General features: G+C 59.2%; 16 protein-coding genes and 5 pseudogenes. 8 read left to right on the top strand and 13 right to left on the bottom strand.

The window, feature by feature from the left end:
- Nucleotides 1-286: 286 nt before the first annotated feature.
- Together ACTGJ9_RS12295 and icmH are read left to right on the top strand one after the other, a co-directional pair.
- Nucleotides 287-895: pseudogene (locus ACTGJ9_RS12295) on the top strand (aminotransferase class III-fold pyridoxal phosphate-dependent enzyme); the annotation flags it as partial.
- 29 nt (nucleotides 896-924) lie between these two features.
- A pseudogene (gene icmH / locus ACTGJ9_RS12290) lies at nucleotides 925-1,424 on the top strand (type IVB secretion system protein IcmH/DotU).
- 61 nt (nucleotides 1,425-1,485) lie between these two features.
- Here the strand turns inward: icmH and ACTGJ9_RS12285 are convergent.
- From ACTGJ9_RS12285 to ACTGJ9_RS12270, 4 genes and pseudogenes are all read right to left on the bottom strand, one after another.
- On the bottom strand, nucleotides 1,486-1,716 hold the full coding sequence (locus ACTGJ9_RS12285; protein ID WP_456678794.1) for a hypothetical protein: 231 nt from the start codon (nucleotides 1,714-1,716) through the stop codon (nucleotides 1,486-1,488).
- Nucleotides 1,697-1,888 (bottom strand): annotated as a pseudogene (locus ACTGJ9_RS12280) (CoA-transferase); the annotation flags it as partial. The gene ACTGJ9_RS12285 and the pseudogene ACTGJ9_RS12280, both read right to left, overlap by 20 nt.
- A 135-nt stretch (nucleotides 1,889-2,023) precedes the next feature.
- Nucleotides 2,024-2,269, bottom strand: coding sequence for a hypothetical protein (locus ACTGJ9_RS12275; protein WP_456677252.1), 246 nt, complete (start codon nucleotides 2,267-2,269; stop codon nucleotides 2,024-2,026).
- Nucleotides 2,270-2,378: 109 nt separating this feature from the next.
- The gene (locus ACTGJ9_RS12270; RefSeq protein WP_456677251.1) at nucleotides 2,379-2,882 is read right to left on the bottom strand and encodes a sugar phosphate isomerase/epimerase family protein; all 504 of its coding nucleotides are present in this window, start codon (nucleotides 2,880-2,882) and stop codon (nucleotides 2,379-2,381) included.
- Between the two features lie 953 nt (nucleotides 2,883-3,835).
- Here ACTGJ9_RS12270 and ACTGJ9_RS12265 point away from each other — a divergent pair.
- The 4 genes from ACTGJ9_RS12265 to ACTGJ9_RS12250 all read left to right on the top strand — a co-directional run bounded on the left by ACTGJ9_RS12265 (nucleotide 3,836) and on the right by ACTGJ9_RS12250 (nucleotide 8,350).
- The gene (locus ACTGJ9_RS12265) at nucleotides 3,836-4,858 is read left to right on the top strand and encodes a sugar ABC transporter substrate-binding protein (RefSeq protein ID WP_456677250.1); all 1,023 of its coding nucleotides are present in this window, start codon (nucleotides 3,836-3,838) and stop codon (nucleotides 4,856-4,858) included.
- A complete protein-coding gene (locus tag ACTGJ9_RS12260; protein WP_456677249.1) occupies nucleotides 4,855-6,417 on the top strand; it encodes a sugar ABC transporter ATP-binding protein in 1,563 nt (520 codons plus the stop codon). Before ACTGJ9_RS12265 ends, ACTGJ9_RS12260 begins: the two co-directional genes overlap by 4 nt.
- The gene (locus ACTGJ9_RS12255; protein ID WP_456677248.1) at nucleotides 6,414-7,448 is read left to right on the top strand and encodes an ABC transporter permease; all 1,035 of its coding nucleotides are present in this window, start codon (nucleotides 6,414-6,416) and stop codon (nucleotides 7,446-7,448) included. The genes ACTGJ9_RS12260 and ACTGJ9_RS12255 overlap by 4 nt, the downstream gene beginning before the upstream one ends.
- A gap of 179 nt (nucleotides 7,449-7,627) precedes the next feature.
- Nucleotides 7,628-8,350: an SDR family NAD(P)-dependent oxidoreductase gene (locus ACTGJ9_RS12250; RefSeq protein WP_456677247.1), complete on the top strand. Its 723-nt coding sequence runs from the start codon at nucleotides 7,628-7,630 to the stop codon at nucleotides 8,348-8,350.
- Nucleotides 8,351-8,539: 189 nt separating this feature from the next.
- Here ACTGJ9_RS12250 and ACTGJ9_RS12245 read toward each other — a convergent pair whose 3' ends face one another.
- Nucleotides 8,540-9,064 carry a LysR substrate-binding domain-containing protein gene (locus tag ACTGJ9_RS12245; protein WP_456677246.1) on the bottom strand — a complete coding sequence of 175 codons (525 nt, stop codon included), beginning with the start codon at nucleotides 9,062-9,064 and terminating at the stop codon, nucleotides 8,540-8,542.
- Nucleotides 9,065-9,305: 241 nt separating this feature from the next.
- Nucleotides 9,306-9,443, bottom strand: a pseudogene (locus ACTGJ9_RS12240) (helix-turn-helix domain-containing protein); the annotation flags it as partial.
- A 150-nt stretch (nucleotides 9,444-9,593) separates the two neighbouring features.
- Here ACTGJ9_RS12240 and ACTGJ9_RS12235 point away from each other — a divergent pair.
- On the top strand, nucleotides 9,594-10,745 hold the full coding sequence (locus ACTGJ9_RS12235; protein WP_456677245.1) for a LysR family transcriptional regulator: 1,152 nt from the start codon (nucleotides 9,594-9,596) through the stop codon (nucleotides 10,743-10,745).
- 442 nt (nucleotides 10,746-11,187) lie between these two features.
- Here ACTGJ9_RS12235 and ACTGJ9_RS12230 read toward each other — a convergent pair whose 3' ends face one another.
- On the bottom strand, nucleotides 11,188-11,706 hold the full coding sequence (locus ACTGJ9_RS12230; RefSeq protein ID WP_456677244.1) for a hypothetical protein: 519 nt from the start codon (nucleotides 11,704-11,706) through the stop codon (nucleotides 11,188-11,190).
- Nucleotides 11,707-12,134: 428 nt separating this feature from the next.
- Here ACTGJ9_RS12230 and ACTGJ9_RS12225 point away from each other — a divergent pair, with 428 nt between their 5' ends.
- Nucleotides 12,135-12,626, top strand: a complete 492-nt coding sequence (locus ACTGJ9_RS12225) for a hypothetical protein (protein ID WP_456677243.1) — start codon at nucleotides 12,135-12,137, stop codon at nucleotides 12,624-12,626.
- Nucleotides 12,627-12,680: 54 nt separating this feature from the next.
- Here ACTGJ9_RS12225 and ACTGJ9_RS12220 read toward each other — a convergent pair whose 3' ends face one another.
- The 6 genes and pseudogenes from ACTGJ9_RS12220 to ACTGJ9_RS12195 all read right to left on the bottom strand — a co-directional run bounded on the left by ACTGJ9_RS12220 (nucleotide 12,681) and on the right by ACTGJ9_RS12195 (nucleotide 17,788).
- On the bottom strand, nucleotides 12,681-13,052 hold the full coding sequence (locus ACTGJ9_RS12220) for a phospholipid-binding protein (RefSeq protein WP_456677242.1): 372 nt from the start codon (nucleotides 13,050-13,052) through the stop codon (nucleotides 12,681-12,683).
- A gap of 122 nt (nucleotides 13,053-13,174) precedes the next feature.
- Nucleotides 13,175-13,636 carry a GNAT family N-acetyltransferase gene (locus ACTGJ9_RS12215; RefSeq protein WP_456677241.1) on the bottom strand — a complete coding sequence of 154 codons (462 nt, stop codon included), beginning with the start codon at nucleotides 13,634-13,636 and terminating at the stop codon, nucleotides 13,175-13,177.
- Between the two features lie 293 nt (nucleotides 13,637-13,929).
- Nucleotides 13,930-14,373 carry a tol-pal system-associated acyl-CoA thioesterase gene (gene ybgC, locus ACTGJ9_RS12210; protein WP_456677240.1) on the bottom strand — a complete coding sequence of 148 codons (444 nt, stop codon included), beginning with the start codon at nucleotides 14,371-14,373 and terminating at the stop codon, nucleotides 13,930-13,932.
- A 563-nt stretch (nucleotides 14,374-14,936) separates the two neighbouring features.
- Complete coding sequence (gene ccoS, locus ACTGJ9_RS12205) at nucleotides 14,937-15,098, bottom strand: cbb3-type cytochrome oxidase assembly protein CcoS (protein ID WP_456678507.1); 162 nt, start codon at nucleotides 15,096-15,098, stop codon at nucleotides 14,937-14,939.
- Nucleotides 15,098-17,285: pseudogene (locus tag ACTGJ9_RS12200) on the bottom strand (cation-translocating P-type ATPase). Before ACTGJ9_RS12200 ends, ccoS begins: the two are co-directional and overlap by 1 nt.
- A gap of 11 nt (nucleotides 17,286-17,296) precedes the next feature.
- The gene (locus tag ACTGJ9_RS12195) at nucleotides 17,297-17,788 is read right to left on the bottom strand and encodes a FixH family protein (RefSeq protein WP_456677239.1); all 492 of its coding nucleotides are present in this window, start codon (nucleotides 17,786-17,788) and stop codon (nucleotides 17,297-17,299) included.
- Nucleotides 17,789-17,792: the final 4 nt, after the last annotated feature.

The following is a 17,792-nucleotide window of genomic DNA, read 5'->3' as shown; positions in this document are numbered from 1 at the left end:
CGCGTTGGCTGGCCGACGGCGCCGCTACGATGATTGTCCCTACTGGCTCGGCTCCGGGCGCCAGGCAGAAGTTCGTGAGGGCCCGACCAACGTTGGGACGAACGAGGAATCGGATTATCGTTTGGGGCAGCGTTTGCTTGCGATCGCCAAGGAATAGTGCTGCAGGACATCCTCGGGCGGACACTGGAAATTGGTACTCGCTCGCACCATCGCAAATATTTGATCATATTAGCGCTCGATCATGTTTCCCGAGCGCGAATTCTCGACCGATGCGGTGACGTCGATCATGCGGCCCAATTCTCAACAGGCCCGAGATGTGGCCTATCAGCTCCACGCCTATACTAACGCGCGGTCGCACCAAGAGGCCGGACCGCTCATAATTGAACGCGGCGAGGATCCCCGTGTCTTCGACACGGCCGGAAACCGCTACCTCGATGGCATGGCGGGTCTCTGGAGTGCGGGACTTGGCTTCAGTGAGAAACGGCTCATCGAAGCCGCACATCGTCAGATGCAAGTCCTGCCATTCTATCATACCTTCACTCACGATCGAATGGGCCTTCGATCGAGCTCGCCGAGAAGCTCGTGAAGATATCTCCGGTGCCGATGAGTAAAGTGTTCTTCACAAACTCGGGCTCGGAGGCGAATGACACGGTGCTGAAGCTGATCGCCTATCGCTCGAATGCATTGGGCCAGCATCAGCGCAAGAAAGTCATCAGCCGTTTACGTGGCTATCACGGCGTCACGATCGCTGCGGCAAGCCTAACCGGATTGCCGGAGAACCACCGCTCGTTCGATCTGCCGCTGCCGAACATTCTGCACACGGGCTCCCCTCATTTCTACAAAGACAGTCGTCCGGGCAGAATCGGAGGAGACCTTTGCGACGCGTCGGGCCAAGCGGGCGGTGATATTAGAGGCGCCCGTTACGTGATATACGCGCTGTCGGACGAGGCGGTGATTACCACACGCTGGGGCTGTGAAAGCGCCTGGAGTGACAACAGCTTGCTTAATCAGTTCCAGAACGAGACCAGGGGAGGCGCGAAGGTCTTCCAGATACTGGAGCTCGTGCAGGCAAAGCCGGCCAACCAATCGCCTTGCTCAAGCTCATCAACATCTGCTTGTTAATGAGGTTCGAAGGCAAATATCGCGGGGTGGAAGAGGGTCGGGAGCGCCTTGAAGAGCTGCGGTCGGACGTTCAGCGTCTCTTGCGGGGCAATACGAGCGCAGCACCACGCGAATTATCGACCCGATGGCGCGGCATCAAAGTACGTACGGCCGTGCGTCGCTACGTGCCATTGTGGATTCTCTTCGTCGCCGCAGCCTTCATTATGCTGACCGGCTACAACTTCATCCAGTGGCGCCTATCGGACGAACTCGCGCAGCTCGAACAACTGCTCGCCGTGATCGGCCACTCGGGGCCACCCTAAGAGGTGAAGATGTTTGGCGCTCAATTCGCTGCACTCTTCTCGGTTCGAGGTATCGTCACCCTTACCGCTTTTGCTGGTCGACGCGTTCATCTGGATACGCGCTCCTGTCTTCGCCGGTCCCGTTGGCGCTGCTTTCGCTCGAGCTTGCGCCGATCCGCGCCTCCATAATCTCGAGAACCGAGCGCCCCTCGTCTGTGACACGCCAGCCGCCGTTCATCCGCTCGATGAGACCTTGGGAGAATATATCCAAGTCGGGTACGCGGGCTGCCAACGACGTGACCGTTGCAGGCATTGTTGTTCACTACCGTGAGGTGCTTGGGACGGCCCGACGCGCGGAATCGCACGAGAAGCGCATGCATCAGCTCGATTGGAGCGCCCACGCCTCCGAAACCGCCAATCATGACCGTCGCGCCATCGGGAACGTCCGCAACTGCCTGCGCGAGGCTGGATGCCGTCTTGTTCATCACCTCCTGCTGCACTCACCGATCGATTTGAGATTCACTCAACAAGGCAAACGGGACCTCTCAAGCGGATCGAGAATCAAGAACAAAACTGCCCGGCGCGCGACGACCAGCAGCTCACAGGCGATACGACAAAGCTCAAAGCTTGGCGAACTGAGCCATCGTGCTGTCGAACACCCGCTTGGCCATCTCGCCGAGTCCTAACTTGCGGTGGCCCGCCGACAAAATCTCCGTTCCATAGACGCCCCTATAACCGGCTGCGCGGATTTCGCGAAGGAATGCCGGAACGCCCAGTTCGCCTTCGCCGGGCAATTCACGATGATGGATCGTGTCCTCCCACAAATCATCAATGGGCGGCACTTTGGGGGCATCATCAACCTCCACGGCCTTGATGTAGCGCGTCGGGATTTTTGTATGTCTGCGTACGGAATGTTTCCGCGCGCAATGTGCCAGATGTCGATCAGAAGTCCGCCATTTGGTTGGTCGGCGCCGCTCACGATGGCCAAGCCGGTGTCGATGGTTCGACATTTGACCACGGCATGATCTCGAGCACGATATCGGCGCCGTAGACGGCGGCCTCCTGGCACAACTTCGCGAACTCATCAGCCATGCGCGGCACATCGGCATGGGTTTCGTGGAATCCCGGGCCCACCTTGATATCCCGCATTCCAAGTTCTGCGGACACCTCGAGCAGCTGCCGACGGAATTTGTCGGACTCCACTCGCTTCTCGTCAGAACTGTACCAATTGAGCAGAAATTCAATCTCCAGATACTTGATGCCATTGTCTTGAAGAATGCGTCTCATCTCCGCAAAGCCCATCTTGCTTTGCGTGACCATCGTGTCTTCGTAGTGAAGACCAAACCCCTTGAACCCCGCGCGCGCTGCCGCTTCCACCCTGTCTTTGAATGGGAATGGACTGACCTCAGTAGGCCCCAGCGGGTAAACGTCCCCCGAAAGCGCGAAATACGAGATCAGAAGCTCTACGTCATTAGCCACGGCACTATCCTCGCGCGTTCAAGCGGTGAAGTAAGGTATGGCAGCCCACAGACCACCGGTTGCCGTTCTGATATCACGGCACTAGCCGACATAAAGTGGGCGCCACAGGAAACAGTTTTGCGTATTCCGCAAGTAAACGTCGTGCATGTCCAACCATCACTTTCAGAACCGAGATGATCGGCCTTTGCTTCTACTGTTCCAGTGAAAACGGACTGCGATAGGCCGAGCAAAGGCTCCTTGGAACGATCAACAAGAAGCCAGATTTGCACATAGCGCAAAGAACTTTGCCACCGTGGTGCAGCCGGAAAGAGTCGCTGCTCGGGTACCCAATATGCCTTGGTCCTAACGAGACTCGCATCGGCAAGCGCCGGCCTTGCACCCGAGCCCGACAGTCCGATCAACGGCGGGAACGGTTCGCCCGGCCTGTTTCTCCGGCGATCGTAAAGGCGCCGGTCGGCTGCATTCTGCGGTCGTTCGCGAGGGCGCATCGGCCACCGTCCGTATCTCTCGTCGATGGCCGCCAGATAGACGTTGGCCAGCAACGGCGAGATGATGCCGCCCTGCGGGGTGCCCGTAACAGGATGGCGGACGGTGCCCTCGATCATGACACCGGCTTTTAGGAAGGCGAGCACGAGCCTGAGGACCTTGCGATCCCCGATGAGCCGAGATTCGAACGTTGTGCTCTGCTTCCGATGGGCGCCGCGTCCTGAATAGCGGATGCCCTGCCGGCAAGCGGGCGAGAGATGCAATCTCCTTCGCCAAAGCCGCGTCTCACACACGGTTGATGTCGCAACTGCTTTTTGCACCAAACACAACAGTGTTTCCCGGTCCAACGGCTTTATCCCAACAAACGCAATATAGGATAAGCGCTCCCAAGAGGACGGTCGCACATCGATGGCACGTCCCAACAAAAGCAATCACACCGGCATAAGCCGTCAACGGGAGAGGAGCCCATGAACAAGACGCTGAAATTTGCACTGATGTCGACTGTTTTTGCCGCAACCGTGGCCGTCGGGGCAACAGGCGCTGCGACCGCAGATTCAATGATGAAGCTCGGCCTGTCGATGCCCACCCTTAACACACCCTTCTTCACCGTCCTGGTCAACGCCGCCACCAACGAAGCCAAGGCTACCGGCGGGAGCGTCGTGCAGACGACCAACGCGAATAGAGACGCAAGTCAGCAAGTCACAGACTTTCGGAATCTGATCAATGCGGGAGCCAATGCCATACTCGCTGGCGTCGTCGATCGCGCGGCCATCAAGCCGGCGCTCGATTTCGCAAAGAGCCGCAATGTGCCTGTCGTCATAGTCGATGACGAACCCTCGGCAGGCGCCGTCTACGCAGTCGTCCGTGCCGACAATGTGGCGATGGGCGCCCGAGCAGCCGAAGCGCTCGCTGCCGCGATCACCGCAAAGAACGGTCAGGTCCTCGACATTACGAGCGCGTTGACCACAACGAACGGCCGTAACCGCAGGGATGGTTTCAACCAGGAATTCAAAAAGAAGGCTGCAGGGGTCACAGTCATCGAGCAGACGGCTAACTGGGACGGACCCACCAGCGCAAACGTCGCTTTGACGGTACTGAGCGGGAATCCGAACATCGTCGGCATCTACCTCGCTACGGACACGCTCTGTTACGATCCTGTTGCATCAGCCCTCAAGTCGCGCGGGCGCCTGCTACCCGTTGGCCAACCGGGCCACATTCCCGTGGTTGCCATCGACGGCGGCTCTGGAGCTCTGAAGGCAATCCGCGACGGCTTTCTGGACGCGACGATATCGCAGCCCGTGACCGACTATGCCAAATACGGCGTGCACTACCTCTCCGCTGCCCTCAAAGGCGAGGCAATGAAGGCTGGTCCCACTGACCACAAGAGCACGGTTGTGCAGGACGGCTCCTACTACGTTGATGAGCTGCCCTCGCCGATCGTCACGAAACAAAACGCCGATGATCCCAACCTGTGGGGCAACGGCCGATGACAACCGCGTCTCGCCCCGCTGACTCGTCGACAACCGCGACCCCGCTCGCCGCCATCGTGCAGATCGACAGGGCCGTCAAGCGATTTGGGGAGACAGTCGCACTCAATGAACTGTCGCTCACGATCTCGCGGGGCGAGTCGCACGGCCTTGTTGGTCGCAACGGCGCCGGCAAATCGACACTTGTCTCGGTTCTCACGGGCTTGAGAGCCATTGATCTTGGCAAGTTCCTGGTGGACGGCGGTGCCCCGCCAGCACCGAGCGATCGCAACGCTTGGCGCGAGATCGTGTCCTGTGTCTATCAACACCGGACACTGGTCCCCGACCTGAGCGTTGCGGAGAATCTCTACCTCGGACGGTATCATGGCAAGCAGACGATCTCCTGGCATGCGTTGAACAAGAAGGCAGCCGCCGAGCTCGATAGCTGGAACATGCCTATCCTACTGAACACGAAAGTCAGAGATCTAGGCGTTGGGGAGGCTCAGATGGTCGAGATCGCACGCGCGCTCAGCCAAGGCTCTCGTTTCGTCATTCTTGATGAGCCAACAGCACAATTGATCGCAAGCGAGATCGACCAGTTGATGTCGCGTGTGAACGAACTCCGCCAGCGCGGGGTGACTTTCCTGTTTATTTCTCATCACCTCGATGAGATACCGCAGGTGTGCGACACGGTCACTGTGCTTCGTAATGGTCGTGATGTCCTGCACGGGGACGCGCAAAAGCTCACCACTACGCAGATCGTAACCGCAATGGTGGGCGACGAGGCGACAGGCATCGCCCTGACCGCGAGCGAGCATGTAGCACGCGCTCCGCTACCGTCTGATGCGCCGGTCGTCTTGGAAGCGCACACCAAAAGCGCAGCGTGCAAGCATATATTCAACCTATCGCTGCGAGCGGGTGAGGTTGTTGGTCTTGCCGGCCACTCCGGCTCGGGGACTCGCCAACTTGCTCTGGCCTTGGCTGGCCACAATTCGAACTGGACGGGTCAGATTCTTCTTAAGGGCGAGAAGGTAGCGCGAGCTTGGAATCCTAATACCGCGGTACGGACAGGCATCAGCCTGCTCCCAGAAGATCGCATCAAGACCGGCCTGGTCGGCTGCCTTTCCATCGAAGACAACATCACGCTTCCCAGCCTCAAAGCATTCTCGAGACGTGTGCTTATCGACCGCAAGGCACGACGTCAGTTTGCGGAAGCGAACCGCAGAGACCTCGGGATCGCCTGTCATTCGGTCACCCAGAATGTGAGTGAGCTTAGCGGCGGCAATCAACAAAAGGTCCTGCTGGGTTCAGCCTTGAGTCCGAAACCAACCGTCTTAATTCTGCTGCATCCCACCGCGGGCGTCGACATTGCCTCCAAAGCCACGATCCTGGACATCGTCGAGCGGCGCCGTCGGCAGGGTCTGGCGGTGGTCCTTGTCAGCGATGAACCGGAAGAGCTCGCGTTTTGTGACAGGGTCCAGGTTTGGGTTCGCGGCGAGAGCGTCGCTGAGAAAAGCGGCATGAGCGAGGAAGAACTCGTTGCCGCGATGGAGGGTTTCAATCTGCCTTCGGAGAAATCATGAGCAACAGCACACATATCACCCCGCCGGCGCCGACCCTCACAGGCATCAACGCCGCTCCGAACAGAAGGTCCGTCGGCAATTTGTTTCAGCCCGAATGGGCGATATTGCCGGTGTTGATCGTCGTTATCATCGTTGGCGCGATCTTGAACCCGGCCTTCCTCTCCTTTGACAACATCTACGGCGTCATGCAGCAGGCGAGCGAGCTAGGCGTCCTTACCATGGGCCTAACCCTCGTGCTGATCGCCGGCAAATTCGACCTGTCGCTGGAGTCAACCTTTGGGCTCGCTCCCATGCTGGGCGTCTACTGCTTTCTCGACGTCAGCGGCGGCAGTCTCGGGCTGACGAACTCGCCAGCTGTGGCTCTATTGGCGATCTTCGCCTGCGGCGCCGTCATCCGTGCGCTGAATGGCGTCTTGGTGATATATCTTCGGTTCAACGCTTTCATCGCGACCTTGGCCACTCTGATTTTGCTCCGCGGCATCAGCCTCGGTGTGACGCACGGCCAGACGCTTTCCGAATTGCCAGCGATGCTGACTGCGCCGGGAGAGGCGAGCATCGGCGACTTGCCGTTGTCGTTCCTCATCGCCTTGAGCCTGCTCGCGATCCTCACGTTGTTTATGTCGCGTCACCGGATCGGGCGGATGCTTTATGCGGTCGGGGGCAATTCCCAAGCTGCGCGTGTCGCTGGAATCCCGGTAGAACGTGTCCTCATGTGGGTCTTCATTACTGCCGGTGTATTGGCCGCGCTGGCAGGCCTTCTGCAGGCGGGTCGCATCGCCTCAATTCCCTCATCGCTCGGGCAAAACCTGATCTTTAACGCTTTCGCAGCTGCCGTGCTCGGCGGCGTAAGCCTTAACGGCGGTCGCGGCACGATGCCCGGCGCCTGCGGCGGGGTACTGCTACTGGTTCTGATCCAGGACGTATTGGTCTTGTCCCAAGTGCCTGCTTACTGGATCAATGCCACAACTGGCGGAATCATCCTGATAGCGCTGCTCATCAGCAAGTTCAGTGGCGCCGACAAAATGGTTTGAACAAAACGACCGAGCGAGTCCGAGCGACGAAAAGACGAGCATGGTCAACTTGGATCAACCGATCTGGAGTGTTTCGCGATGGCAGTGATGTTTCGCACGGCGATAATCAGCGTACGTGGAATGTGACAACATAAGATAGAACCGGCTCTCATCTGGGCCTGACTTGAGAAGGTGAAGCAATGCGTCTTGCAAACAAGGTCGCTCTGATCACTGGCGGCGCGCGCGGTATCGGCTTGGCAACGGTGAAGCTCTTTGCCAAGGAAGGTGCAAAAGTCCACACGTGCGATCTTAGCTTCGATGAGGACGTCGCCATGGATGGTGTCATAAAGCATCGATTGGACGTCACCGACTTCTCCAATTGGCAATCCGTCGTACGGGACATCATCGATCGCGATGGCCGTATAGATATATTGTTCAACAATGCAGGCACCGTCCTGTCTTACGAAGGCATTGCAGAAATCTCCATCGAGGACTGGAACAAGGTCATCGCCATCAACCAGACCGGACCATTTTACGGAATGAAAGCCGTCATTCCGCACATGAAGGCGATGGGCGGCGGGTCGATCATCAATACGTCATCGATTTGGGGAATTGCGGGCGCCGCAGGCGTCTCGGCGTACACCGCCTCCAAAGCAGCAGTCAGACACATGAGCAAGAATGCCGCCCTGACGTATGTCGCCGACGGCATTCGCGTCAACTCGATACATCCCGGGATCATTCGGACGCCGATGATCGAGGCGCAGGACGTGCAGATCACGAATTCAATCGTGAACATCACACCGATGAAACGACTGGGAGAGCCGGAAGAAATCGCCCAGGGCGCATTGTTCTTGGCCAGTGACGAATCGAGCTACATGACGGGAGCGGAACTCGTTATCGATGGGGGCTACACCGCGCCTTAGCTAGTGATTGGACGGGCTTTCGTGCGTCGCAGAACTTCCGGCAGAAGCGAGCCCGCAGAACAGCGTAGCTACTCGTGCGGAGCGCCGATCCAGATTTAAGAATGGCTTCGCATCCACGAAGTCTCGAAACCGGCGGAGGTCGCGTAGCAAAAGTTGGGCAATCGAGCCCGCCAGGTCCAAGCCGAGGCATCAGTCGAGCGCGCCTGCTTGAGACTTCGCAACCAGCTCGTCGACGACCGTGCGGACCTTAGGAACCAAATGCCTAGTCCTCGGCCACACCGCGTGAATCTCGACCTTCGCCTTCGAGAAGGCCGTCAGCAGGGGCACGATCGTGCCCTCGCCGATCGGCTTACGCACAAGCGAGCTAGGCATTTGTGATAGTCCGCACCCTGCGATCGTGGCGGCAACGATAGCATCGCCGTCGCCGACCTCATGCGTAGCGGGCGGCGTCACACGCATCGCCTCGCCCCGTTCGTCGACAAAGGACCAGGTCGTACCTCTTTTGTATCCGACAATACAATCGCGCAATTGAACCTCGTTCGGATGCATTGGAGTGCCGTGCGCCTGAAGATAACGCGGTGCGGCGCATAGCAGGAGCCCCTGTTCCGCCAATCGCCGTGAGACGAGACTGCTGGAGTCGCGCAGTTCTCCGAACCGGATCGAAAGATCGATGCCCTTCTCCACTGGATCGACTATTCTGTCGGTAAAGGTCATCACTAACCGCAAGGCTGGATACGCTTTCGATATCGAGCAGCAGAGGAAGCAGAACAAGCCTGCCAAAGGCAGCTGGCATATCGATCCGCAGCTTCCCGCTTGGTTTGCCATGCTTCGAGCTCAACGCGCGTTCAGCGTCGCCAATTTCATCAAGGGCGTGAGCGCAACTGGCGAAATATGCCTCACCGTCCGGTGTCAAACTGAGATGGCGGGTGGTACGATAAAATAGCTTGATGCCCAGGCGCTCCTCGAGGCGTGCGATGCTTTTGCCGACAGCCGATTTGGTTATCCCGAGTCGTTGGGCGGCAGTTGTGAAGCTTCCCGTCCGTGCAGCTTCAACGAACGCGACAACCCCGGCTAATTGCTCGACGCGAGCCATTGGAGACCCCAGGTCTACTGTGTTCCGAAAATTGAGACATTTTGCCCAATCTCATTCTACTGTAGCCTAGGTCCTGGTCGCAATCGCCCACGACGCGGGACGACAGTCAGAAATAAGCGACGTTGATCGAGGAAACGCCCGGAGCAGACCATGGATCGGTGGAACGAACTCGAGGCGTTTATTCAGGCCGCCGAACTCGGTAGTCTGACCCGGGCGGCAGAACAGCTCGACATTTCGACCTCTGCCGCGAGCCGCCATTTGCTGGCGCTGGAGGAGCGTCTCGGCGTTCGTCTGGTCCATCGTACGACGCGCCGTCTCCATTTGACTGAAGCGGGAGAGCAATTCTTTGTACGAGCGAGAGACCTTCTCGCGAGTGTGAAAGAAGCAGAAGCTTCCGTGAGTGAGGCCGCCATAAATCCAACCGGTACCTTGCGCGTCACCGCCTCACTTTCCTTTTGCCTGAAGCATCTTGCGCCGCTCGTGCCGGAGTTCACCTCGCAGTATCCCAACATTTCGGTCGATATTGTCGCTGCAAATAGATATTACGATCTGATCGAAAACGGTGTCGACATCGCCATTCGTACCCGGCAATTCGAAGCCGATTCATCTATAACGATACGAAAGCTGGCCGAAACGCCGCGCTGGCTCGCGGCATCTCCGACCTATCTTGAAAAACAAGGTCGGCCGCAAACGCCCGCTGATCTCGCCCAACACAAGTTCTTGCTCTACACGCTCGCGGACAAGCCCTATGAGTTTCGGCTTCGCAAGAAGGGCGAGGAACAAGTGGTGCCGGTGCGGCCCTTGCTATCAGCCAACGACGGGCAGATCGTTCGCGCGGCTGCGCTCGACGGCCTCGGCATATTAGCGCAGCCAGCTTACATCATCTATGACGATCTAAAAGCTGGACGCTTGGTCCACGTACTGGAGGACTGGGATCTTCCAAGGCTCACAATGAATATTGCATTCCCGACCAAGGCACATCTTCCTGCCAAGGTACGCCTCTTCATCGAGTTCCTGACCGCTCGTTTTCGGGACAAGGATTACGAAAGATGCTGGAATGCAACCCAGCTTTCCCAGCGTCCTGAAATGACAGACATCGGCGCGGCGCGCCTCCCTCAGACTGCCTTGCCAGACCGCGCTCCGGGGGAACCATTTTCGCAGCAACAGGTTCGACGACGGGCTTGGCATTCGCGCGGAGATGTTGCAGGAGCGGCTCGTGAGTGCCGACTGGCAGCTCAACCAACAGACAGGAGCCGCCGTCCAACTAACAACAACCCGCTTCACCCTCAACGAGTTGTTTGATGTCGGAGGCGCCTAGCTCGCGCAGGTCTTGCACGCAGAAAAGTCGCTAATGAGCGGTATTCATTCAAACCCGCACTTTCCATTTCCAACTGCGCTGAAGGTCCGATAGGCGAATAATTCGAGTTATCGAATACCTTTCGGTACCAATGATGTACAGCGCACCCGAGGTCATTGCATGCTGGCAGCGTTCGTGGTCGGACTTGCCAAAGGCGGCCTCGTTACTGCTTGCGTTATCGCAGTGCCGATAATGTCTTTGGTGATGTCACCGATCGCCGCTGCCGCGCTGCTTTTGCCCGGTATGTTTTGTCTGACTTGATGGGCGTGTGGCTCTACAGGCGCATTTATTCAGCGCGAAAGCAGCGGGGGAAGTGTCCATGGCGTTTACCGGACTTACTCAGTCAGGTTTTGCTGGAGTTGACAAATAGATCTGGGGCCGCCTCGTTCAGCCGCACATACGTCCGCTCTCATGCAACTCTGGCCAACCTCGCTCCTTTGCCAAGGCGATTGCGCCGCGGAACTGGTCCCCTGTCCCGCCCATCTTCAGAAACAGTACGTTGACCAGTTCAATGAAAACCGATCCGTCCTGCACGCGGTCGATGCCGCTGGCGATCTCGACCAGCTTGCGGGCGGCGGTTTCCGGGTCGGCTAAGGGGCGAGCAGAGGCGTATCTCACGGTAGCGCACGATACGATCGATACATTGAGTCGGTGAGCGCGGAACAGAGCCCCCGCGATCGGCCGCCATCCTTCATGCACAAAGCGGCGCCTACTTAAGGTAATCGCCTTGAAACGAGACACGCGATGTCCCAAGGATGGAACTCGATTGGCGAAGGCACAGGCATTGTCCATTTTGCAGACGGTGCGCTTTGGGGGCCTGACAGCATCAGTACAGTGGTAGCTATAAGGTCGATGGCGACCGATTTTACCGCGACGATAAGGACGAAGAGGCATACCAAAGGTCATGCCACGGTGCTCGGAATTGGCGAAATGGAATTGCAGCTCGTCGGAACGGCTATAGGGACCTTCGTGACTGCCAAGGGACGACGGATGCGGCGTCGGGAATGGTGTTGGACGTGAGATTTATTCTCAACCAAGACTCATCAGCCGCGCGGGAGGCGTCCGAGGCAGTCAAGAAGTTTGATCCCAGCCAATTGCCGAAACTGCCGAAGCGGCTTCCAAGGGATTGAGGCCGTCGCTGCCCAACCTGACGAGCGGCATGCCTTTCTTTCTCTAAACTCTTTCGGCACGTTTCGAATACGTCTTTTTCGGCTCTGCAACCATGAGCCGTTCCGCATCGCAGCAGCGGCGATAACCACGTTTTCGGTTTTAATCTATCTTTAGCAATCTGCTAACAATCCAAATCTCAAGGTCCGCCCAAATGGAGGCGGCCTATGCCTTTGATGAAATACTTCGTGTTCGTCGGCAGTGCTCTAGTCCTGTTGCTCATCGGGATAGCTTGGTTTTTCCAACAACCGGCGCCAGAACCGAGTCGTAGCGAGGTAGAGCAGCCGACCATTAGAATCAGTTCCGCCGAGCAACTACCAGAAAGAGTGGTTATCGATACCAGTTTGCCGACTATCGTGCCGCCAAGCGTGATTTTCGATGCATCAACCACTGCTGTCGAACCTGCTCAGCAAAGATCACAGGTCGCGTTTGCGGAGTTTAACGCCGACCCAAAGCCAGCCGCTTCGAACGCCGATGCTGATATTAGGAAGCACGTTGCAAGGCGTGAACCTGCGAAGAAGGTCGTCGCCCATCGAGCAGCGGCGCCACTGAATATTGCGCCTGCACCGGCTTACATTGTGCAGGAACCTAGTACGAGAATGTCTTTGCTGGAGACACTCAAGGAGCGCTTGGGACAAACCCTTTTCAAGCTAAACTGATGACTCTGCAATACAGCGTTTGAGTATGCATAGGCGTGCACAGACAGGCCCAGGTCATTTCTTCTCCGGGAATTCCCTCGTGAAGGTCGCCGTTCCGACGTTCGAGTTGCCGGGTCCGAATGCGGTGACTGTGATCTGATACGAATGGCTGCCGCTCGGCGGACTCGGCGGCGAATAGTTCGTCAGAGCCCCGCATGGCACAGTCGATTGCCCCTTGTACTGCACTGTCCCACCACCATGATTGTAGCTCGGGACCTGAAGGTCAATCATATGGAATTGCAGCGTCGTCGTCCCTTTCGGCACGCCGCTCAAAGCAAACACCGGAGAGCCTAGCCCGCACCACCGAAAGCTCATCGAGAATGCCGATGCATCCGCTGTACTCATAATAAACAAAGCCGCTGCAGAAATGGCGAGTTTAATTCGCATTGTACTTCCTCCGGGCTTTTGCCACATCAGAGTTGATTCAACCTAACGGCGCAACTTGTCAGTTTGACTGCGAGGCCCGAGGAAGGAGCTGAACGACGCAAGCAGCGGCCATCGCAGCACCTCTAGAGATCGCGCACCATTAGCGCCGTATCAAAGCCCTTCCAGTTAGTGCGATCTCGTACTTCCCAGCCGAGCCTTTCGTAGAACCCCACGGTATCCGTGGTATAAAGGTAAAGTCGCGAAAACTTTCGTTGCCGGGCTTGATCTTCTATCGCTCGGACCAACGCGGCACCAGCGCCTTTGCGCCGATGCTCGGGGACGACGAATAAGCCTGCGAGCCAAGGCGACAGATCATGGCTAGGCTCGATCTCTGACTCGATCAGAAGACACGTCCCGACCGGCTCACCATCCGCTTTCGCGACCAGCGCTATACCGCGGCTCTGATCCGCAGCAAATAGCTCCATCGATCTCAATTCCTGCTCGAAGGACGCTTGCAGCACTGAAAAGGCGTCTGCGCGCCAGTACGCGCACATTGCCAACTCGGGCGTGCCGGGCTCTAAGATGAAGGTCTGAATGTCGGTCATTCCTACGCCGTCACCCGGATTTATCCTCGCCTCCAAATCACGATCTTGAGCCTATCGTCCGTGAATGGCAGTGGCAGCGCGAATCCCACGACTGCGCGAGTTGGAAGCCCGACGCAGCAGCCTGCACCTATGGACCTCTACAAGCGAGCCGTGGTGTAGGCTCGATCGCTATAGGATAAAGCAGAGCCGTGGTCGTGGCGTAGAGAACATTGGTTTGACGATGTCGCAACAGAACCCTAATGACTTGATTTCCTTGGGGCGCTGGAAGGCAAAAGCGGAATGAGGCGACAGATTTATCTATGCCCTTCCATAGCGAGCCGCAGCGACTTCGGGATGCGCTGCGCCTTCCCGGCCGAGATAAACGCCACGCGTACACGCGCCGCGACGAGGAGATCGTCTCCGCGCCTGCATTCCTGCAGCAAGGCAATCGACGCGCCCCTCACCTCTTGCGGGACCGTGACGACGTCAAGAAGGTCATCCAAGACCGCCGGTTTTAGAAAATCGATTGTCATGGAGCGCACAACGAAGGCAAAGCCGGGCGCATCGTTCTTGGCTTGTTTGAGTAGCGCTTGCTGATTCATTCCGAGCAGGCGCAAGTAGTTCGTTCTGCCGCGTTCCATGAAGCGCAAAAAATTCGCGTGATAAACAATCTGGCCGGAGTCGGTATCTTCGAAATAGACCCGGATCTGCATATGATGGCGGCCGTCGCGAATTTCGCCATCAAGAGAGGCTGTCACGGTGCGGTTCCCTTACTGCCCTTTTGGGACCCATTGTCTCGCAGAGAGGCGCGTTCTGCAGCAAGCGCCAATGGGCTTAGGCTTCGTTCGTGCAGTCGGAGGCTCCGGCGCACCGCCGTGGGTGCTGCGCCCCCCTCAAGAGAGATCAACAACTTGGAAGCTCGGCCGCATCTTCGGGGTGATGACGAACTGTCCATTTGGCCTGCGATTTGCTAGACTGTGTGGCGCCTGCCGGCGCGACGTCTCGATGACCTTGCACTGGTTGGCGGGGGCTGGCTGGACGGTGAGTGGGGCTGGAGGACCGATTACGCGCCCCTTCACACCTTCTGCGGAACCGCTTGACCCATTTGGCGATGGTCTTCGGTCTCGTGTTGAACTGATAGGCCGCCTCGGCCTTGCTCAGCCCGACCTCGATGACACTTCGCACCACCGCCTCTCGGTGCGCGTCAAAGACGCCTTCTTTTGGACTTTCATCTGGTCTCTCTTAGGACACTGAAGCTTCGCAACCTCAGCTTGCTCGGTTCAGACCAGATGGACCACCTCTGGAAAGACCACACCTAGGCCTAGCCCTGCGCCTCCTCCGGCGGCTGGTCCTCGGCGACGGCCCGCCACGCTGCGCCGTCGAGATCGTCATACTGGCCACTCTTGAGCGACCAGAGGAAGGCGATGAGACCGGCACCTCCGAGTGCCAGCGTCAGCGGAACTAGGATCACCAGAATTTCCATCACGCGATCTCCCGCGAGGTGCTGCGTGCGCGCAGCGAATTCAGCATCACCAGAACTGACGATCCGCTCATGGCGGCCGCCGCAATCAGGGCGTCACCACGCCGCTAGTCGCGACCGGCACCGCCAAGACGTTATAGCCGATGGCAAGCCAGAGGTTTTGCCGCATCAGGCGCAGCGCCTTGCGCGCGGAGTCGATCGCCGCGACGACCGGAGCCAGCGGCCGGCCGAGGAAGACGAGATCGGCGGTCGCTTGGCTGAGATGCGCGGCCGAGATCGGCGACATCGAGACGTGAGCTGCCGCAAGCGAAGGCGCATCGTTCATGCCGTCGCCAACCATCAGCACCTTTGCGCCGCGCTGCTTCAACTCCTCGATCCGCGCGATCTTGCCGGCTGGCGTGACGCCGGCACGCCATTCGGCGATGCCGAGGAGTTGGCCGCCGCCCACACCGCCGGTTCGCGATCGCCGGAGAGGATCTCGAAACCCACATTGCGCGCCTTCAGCGCCGCTATCACAGCCTGCGCATCCGGACGCAGGCCCTGGCGCACCGAGAGGACGAACTTTTCGGCCCCCTTGCTGAAGGCCACGATGGAGGCTTCGGGGTCGAAATTGGCACCGCTGACCAAAGCCTCGGCGCCGCAGAAGGATGGGCGGCCGAGGCGAAGCTCGACGCTGTCGACAACGGCTCGCACGCCCTGCCCGGCCTCCTCGACCGCGCCGACGATCGGCGATCTGGCGCCAGCAGCCTGCGCAACCGCGGCGGCGACCGGATGATGGCTCGACAGCGCGAGGCGACCGGCGAGCTCGAAGATGTCGGCGGGGATATCCGCGGCATTCGTCACTTCGAGATCGGGCAGCGTCAGCGTGCCGGTCTTGTCGAAAATGACATGGTTGGCTTCGGCCAGCCGCTCGATCGCGTCGCCGGAATTGAGCAGCACGCCGGACTTGAACATCGCGCCCGAGGCCACCGTCTGCACGGTGGGAATGGCGAGCCCGAGCGCGCAGGGACAGGTGATGATCAGCACGGCAATGCCGGTGACGATCGCATCATGCCAGCTTGCGCCGGCGATGACCCAGCCCAAAATAGTCACGAGCGCGGTGGCATGCACCACCGGTGCGTAGAGCCGCGAGGCGCGGTCGGCGAGCCGCATGTAGCGCGAGCGCGCCTGGAGCGCGTTGTCGAGCAACCGCGTAATCTCGGCGAGCAGCGTCGCCTCTGCGGCCACCGAGACCCGCACCCGCAGCGTACCCGAGATGTTCATCGATCCCGCATAGACCGGCGTGCCACTCTCGGCCGTGACATAGAGCGTCTCGCCGGTGATCAGGCTCTGGTCGATCTCGGAGCGTCCCTCGATCACGGTGCCGTCGACCGCGCAGCGCTCACCTGGCCGGAGCAGCACGATGTCGCCGGGATGGATCGCGGCGACCGGCACCTGCGAGATTTCGTCGGACCCGACGAACTTGGCCGCCGTCTCCGCCTTCAGCGCGGCGAGATTGCCGGCAACCGCGCGAGTCCGCCGCCGCATGCTCTGGTCGAGGAAGCGGCCGACCAGTAGGAAGGTGAGCAGCATGATCGCCGCGTCGAAATAGGCATGCTCTGCGTGATGGATGGTTTCGGCCACGGACATGCCGAGCGCCAAGGTCACACCGATCGAGATCGGGACGTCCATGTTGGTGGTCTTGTTTGACAGCGCCCGCCAGGCCGAGCGGAAGAACGGCTGGCCGGCATAGGCCGCCGCCGGCAGCGCAATCAGCGCCGATAGCCAGTGGAAGAAGTCGCGCTGCTCGGGCAGCATGTCCGAGACGTTGCCGGACCACACCGGGATCGACAGCATCATCACGTTCATGGTGGCAAACGCGGCGACGCCGAGGCAGCGCAACAGGAAGCGCGATTCCGCGACCTCATTCGCTTCCGCACTCTCGGTCTCGTAAGGGTAAGCCTTGTAGCCGAGCTCCTCGAGGCGATCGATGAAACGGACCGGGTCGAGCGAGCCCTGCTTCCATTCCAGCGCGACGCGGCGGTCGGTGAGGTTCATGCGCGCCAGCGTGACGTCGGGCATGGCCGACAGCCCGCGCTCGATCTTGGCCATGCAACCGGCGCAGTGAACGCCTTCGACCGCGAGTTCGATGTGCTGGACGCCCTCACCCGCAACACGGACATAGTGGGAGAAATCGCGCGTGACGTGCATGACGACTTCCTTCAGTTTAGGATCACGCGGTTGCGCGACATGAACACACGCTCGCCCCGTGCTTCGCCCTCGATCACGAGATCCCACTGGCCCGACGCGACGGAAGTAGCGCTGCCGCGATAGATGCCGACGCCGGCCTCGGAGAGTTCTACCGCGAGATCGGCGCGCTTGTCGGTCGGCCGCTCCAGGCGGCCGCCGAACTTCAATCCGGTCATGGGCTGGCCGCTGGAATCGCGTGCCTCGACCTGGACCGTGGCGCCACCATCAGTGCGGCGCTCGATATGGGCGTTGACCTGCCATTTGCGTGCGGCCTGATCCTGCGCCGCCGAGATCTCCCGGTCATAGCTGAGCCCCGCGGCATAGGGGCTGTCGACGTCCGTGCCGGGCAGCGTCGCGATCGCGAGCTTCGCCATGGTCACGTTGACGCCGATCACGACGCCGAAGAAGGCGGCCAGCATCAGCATGACTTTGGTTCCGGTCAGCGGCTTCGGTGTGGATGCCATGGCG

The organism is Bradyrhizobium sp. RDM12 (genome assembly GCF_051917485.1).
GTDB lineage: Bacteria > Pseudomonadota > Alphaproteobacteria > Rhizobiales > Xanthobacteraceae > Bradyrhizobium.
This window is presented reverse-complemented; position numbering and strand designations above follow the sequence as displayed.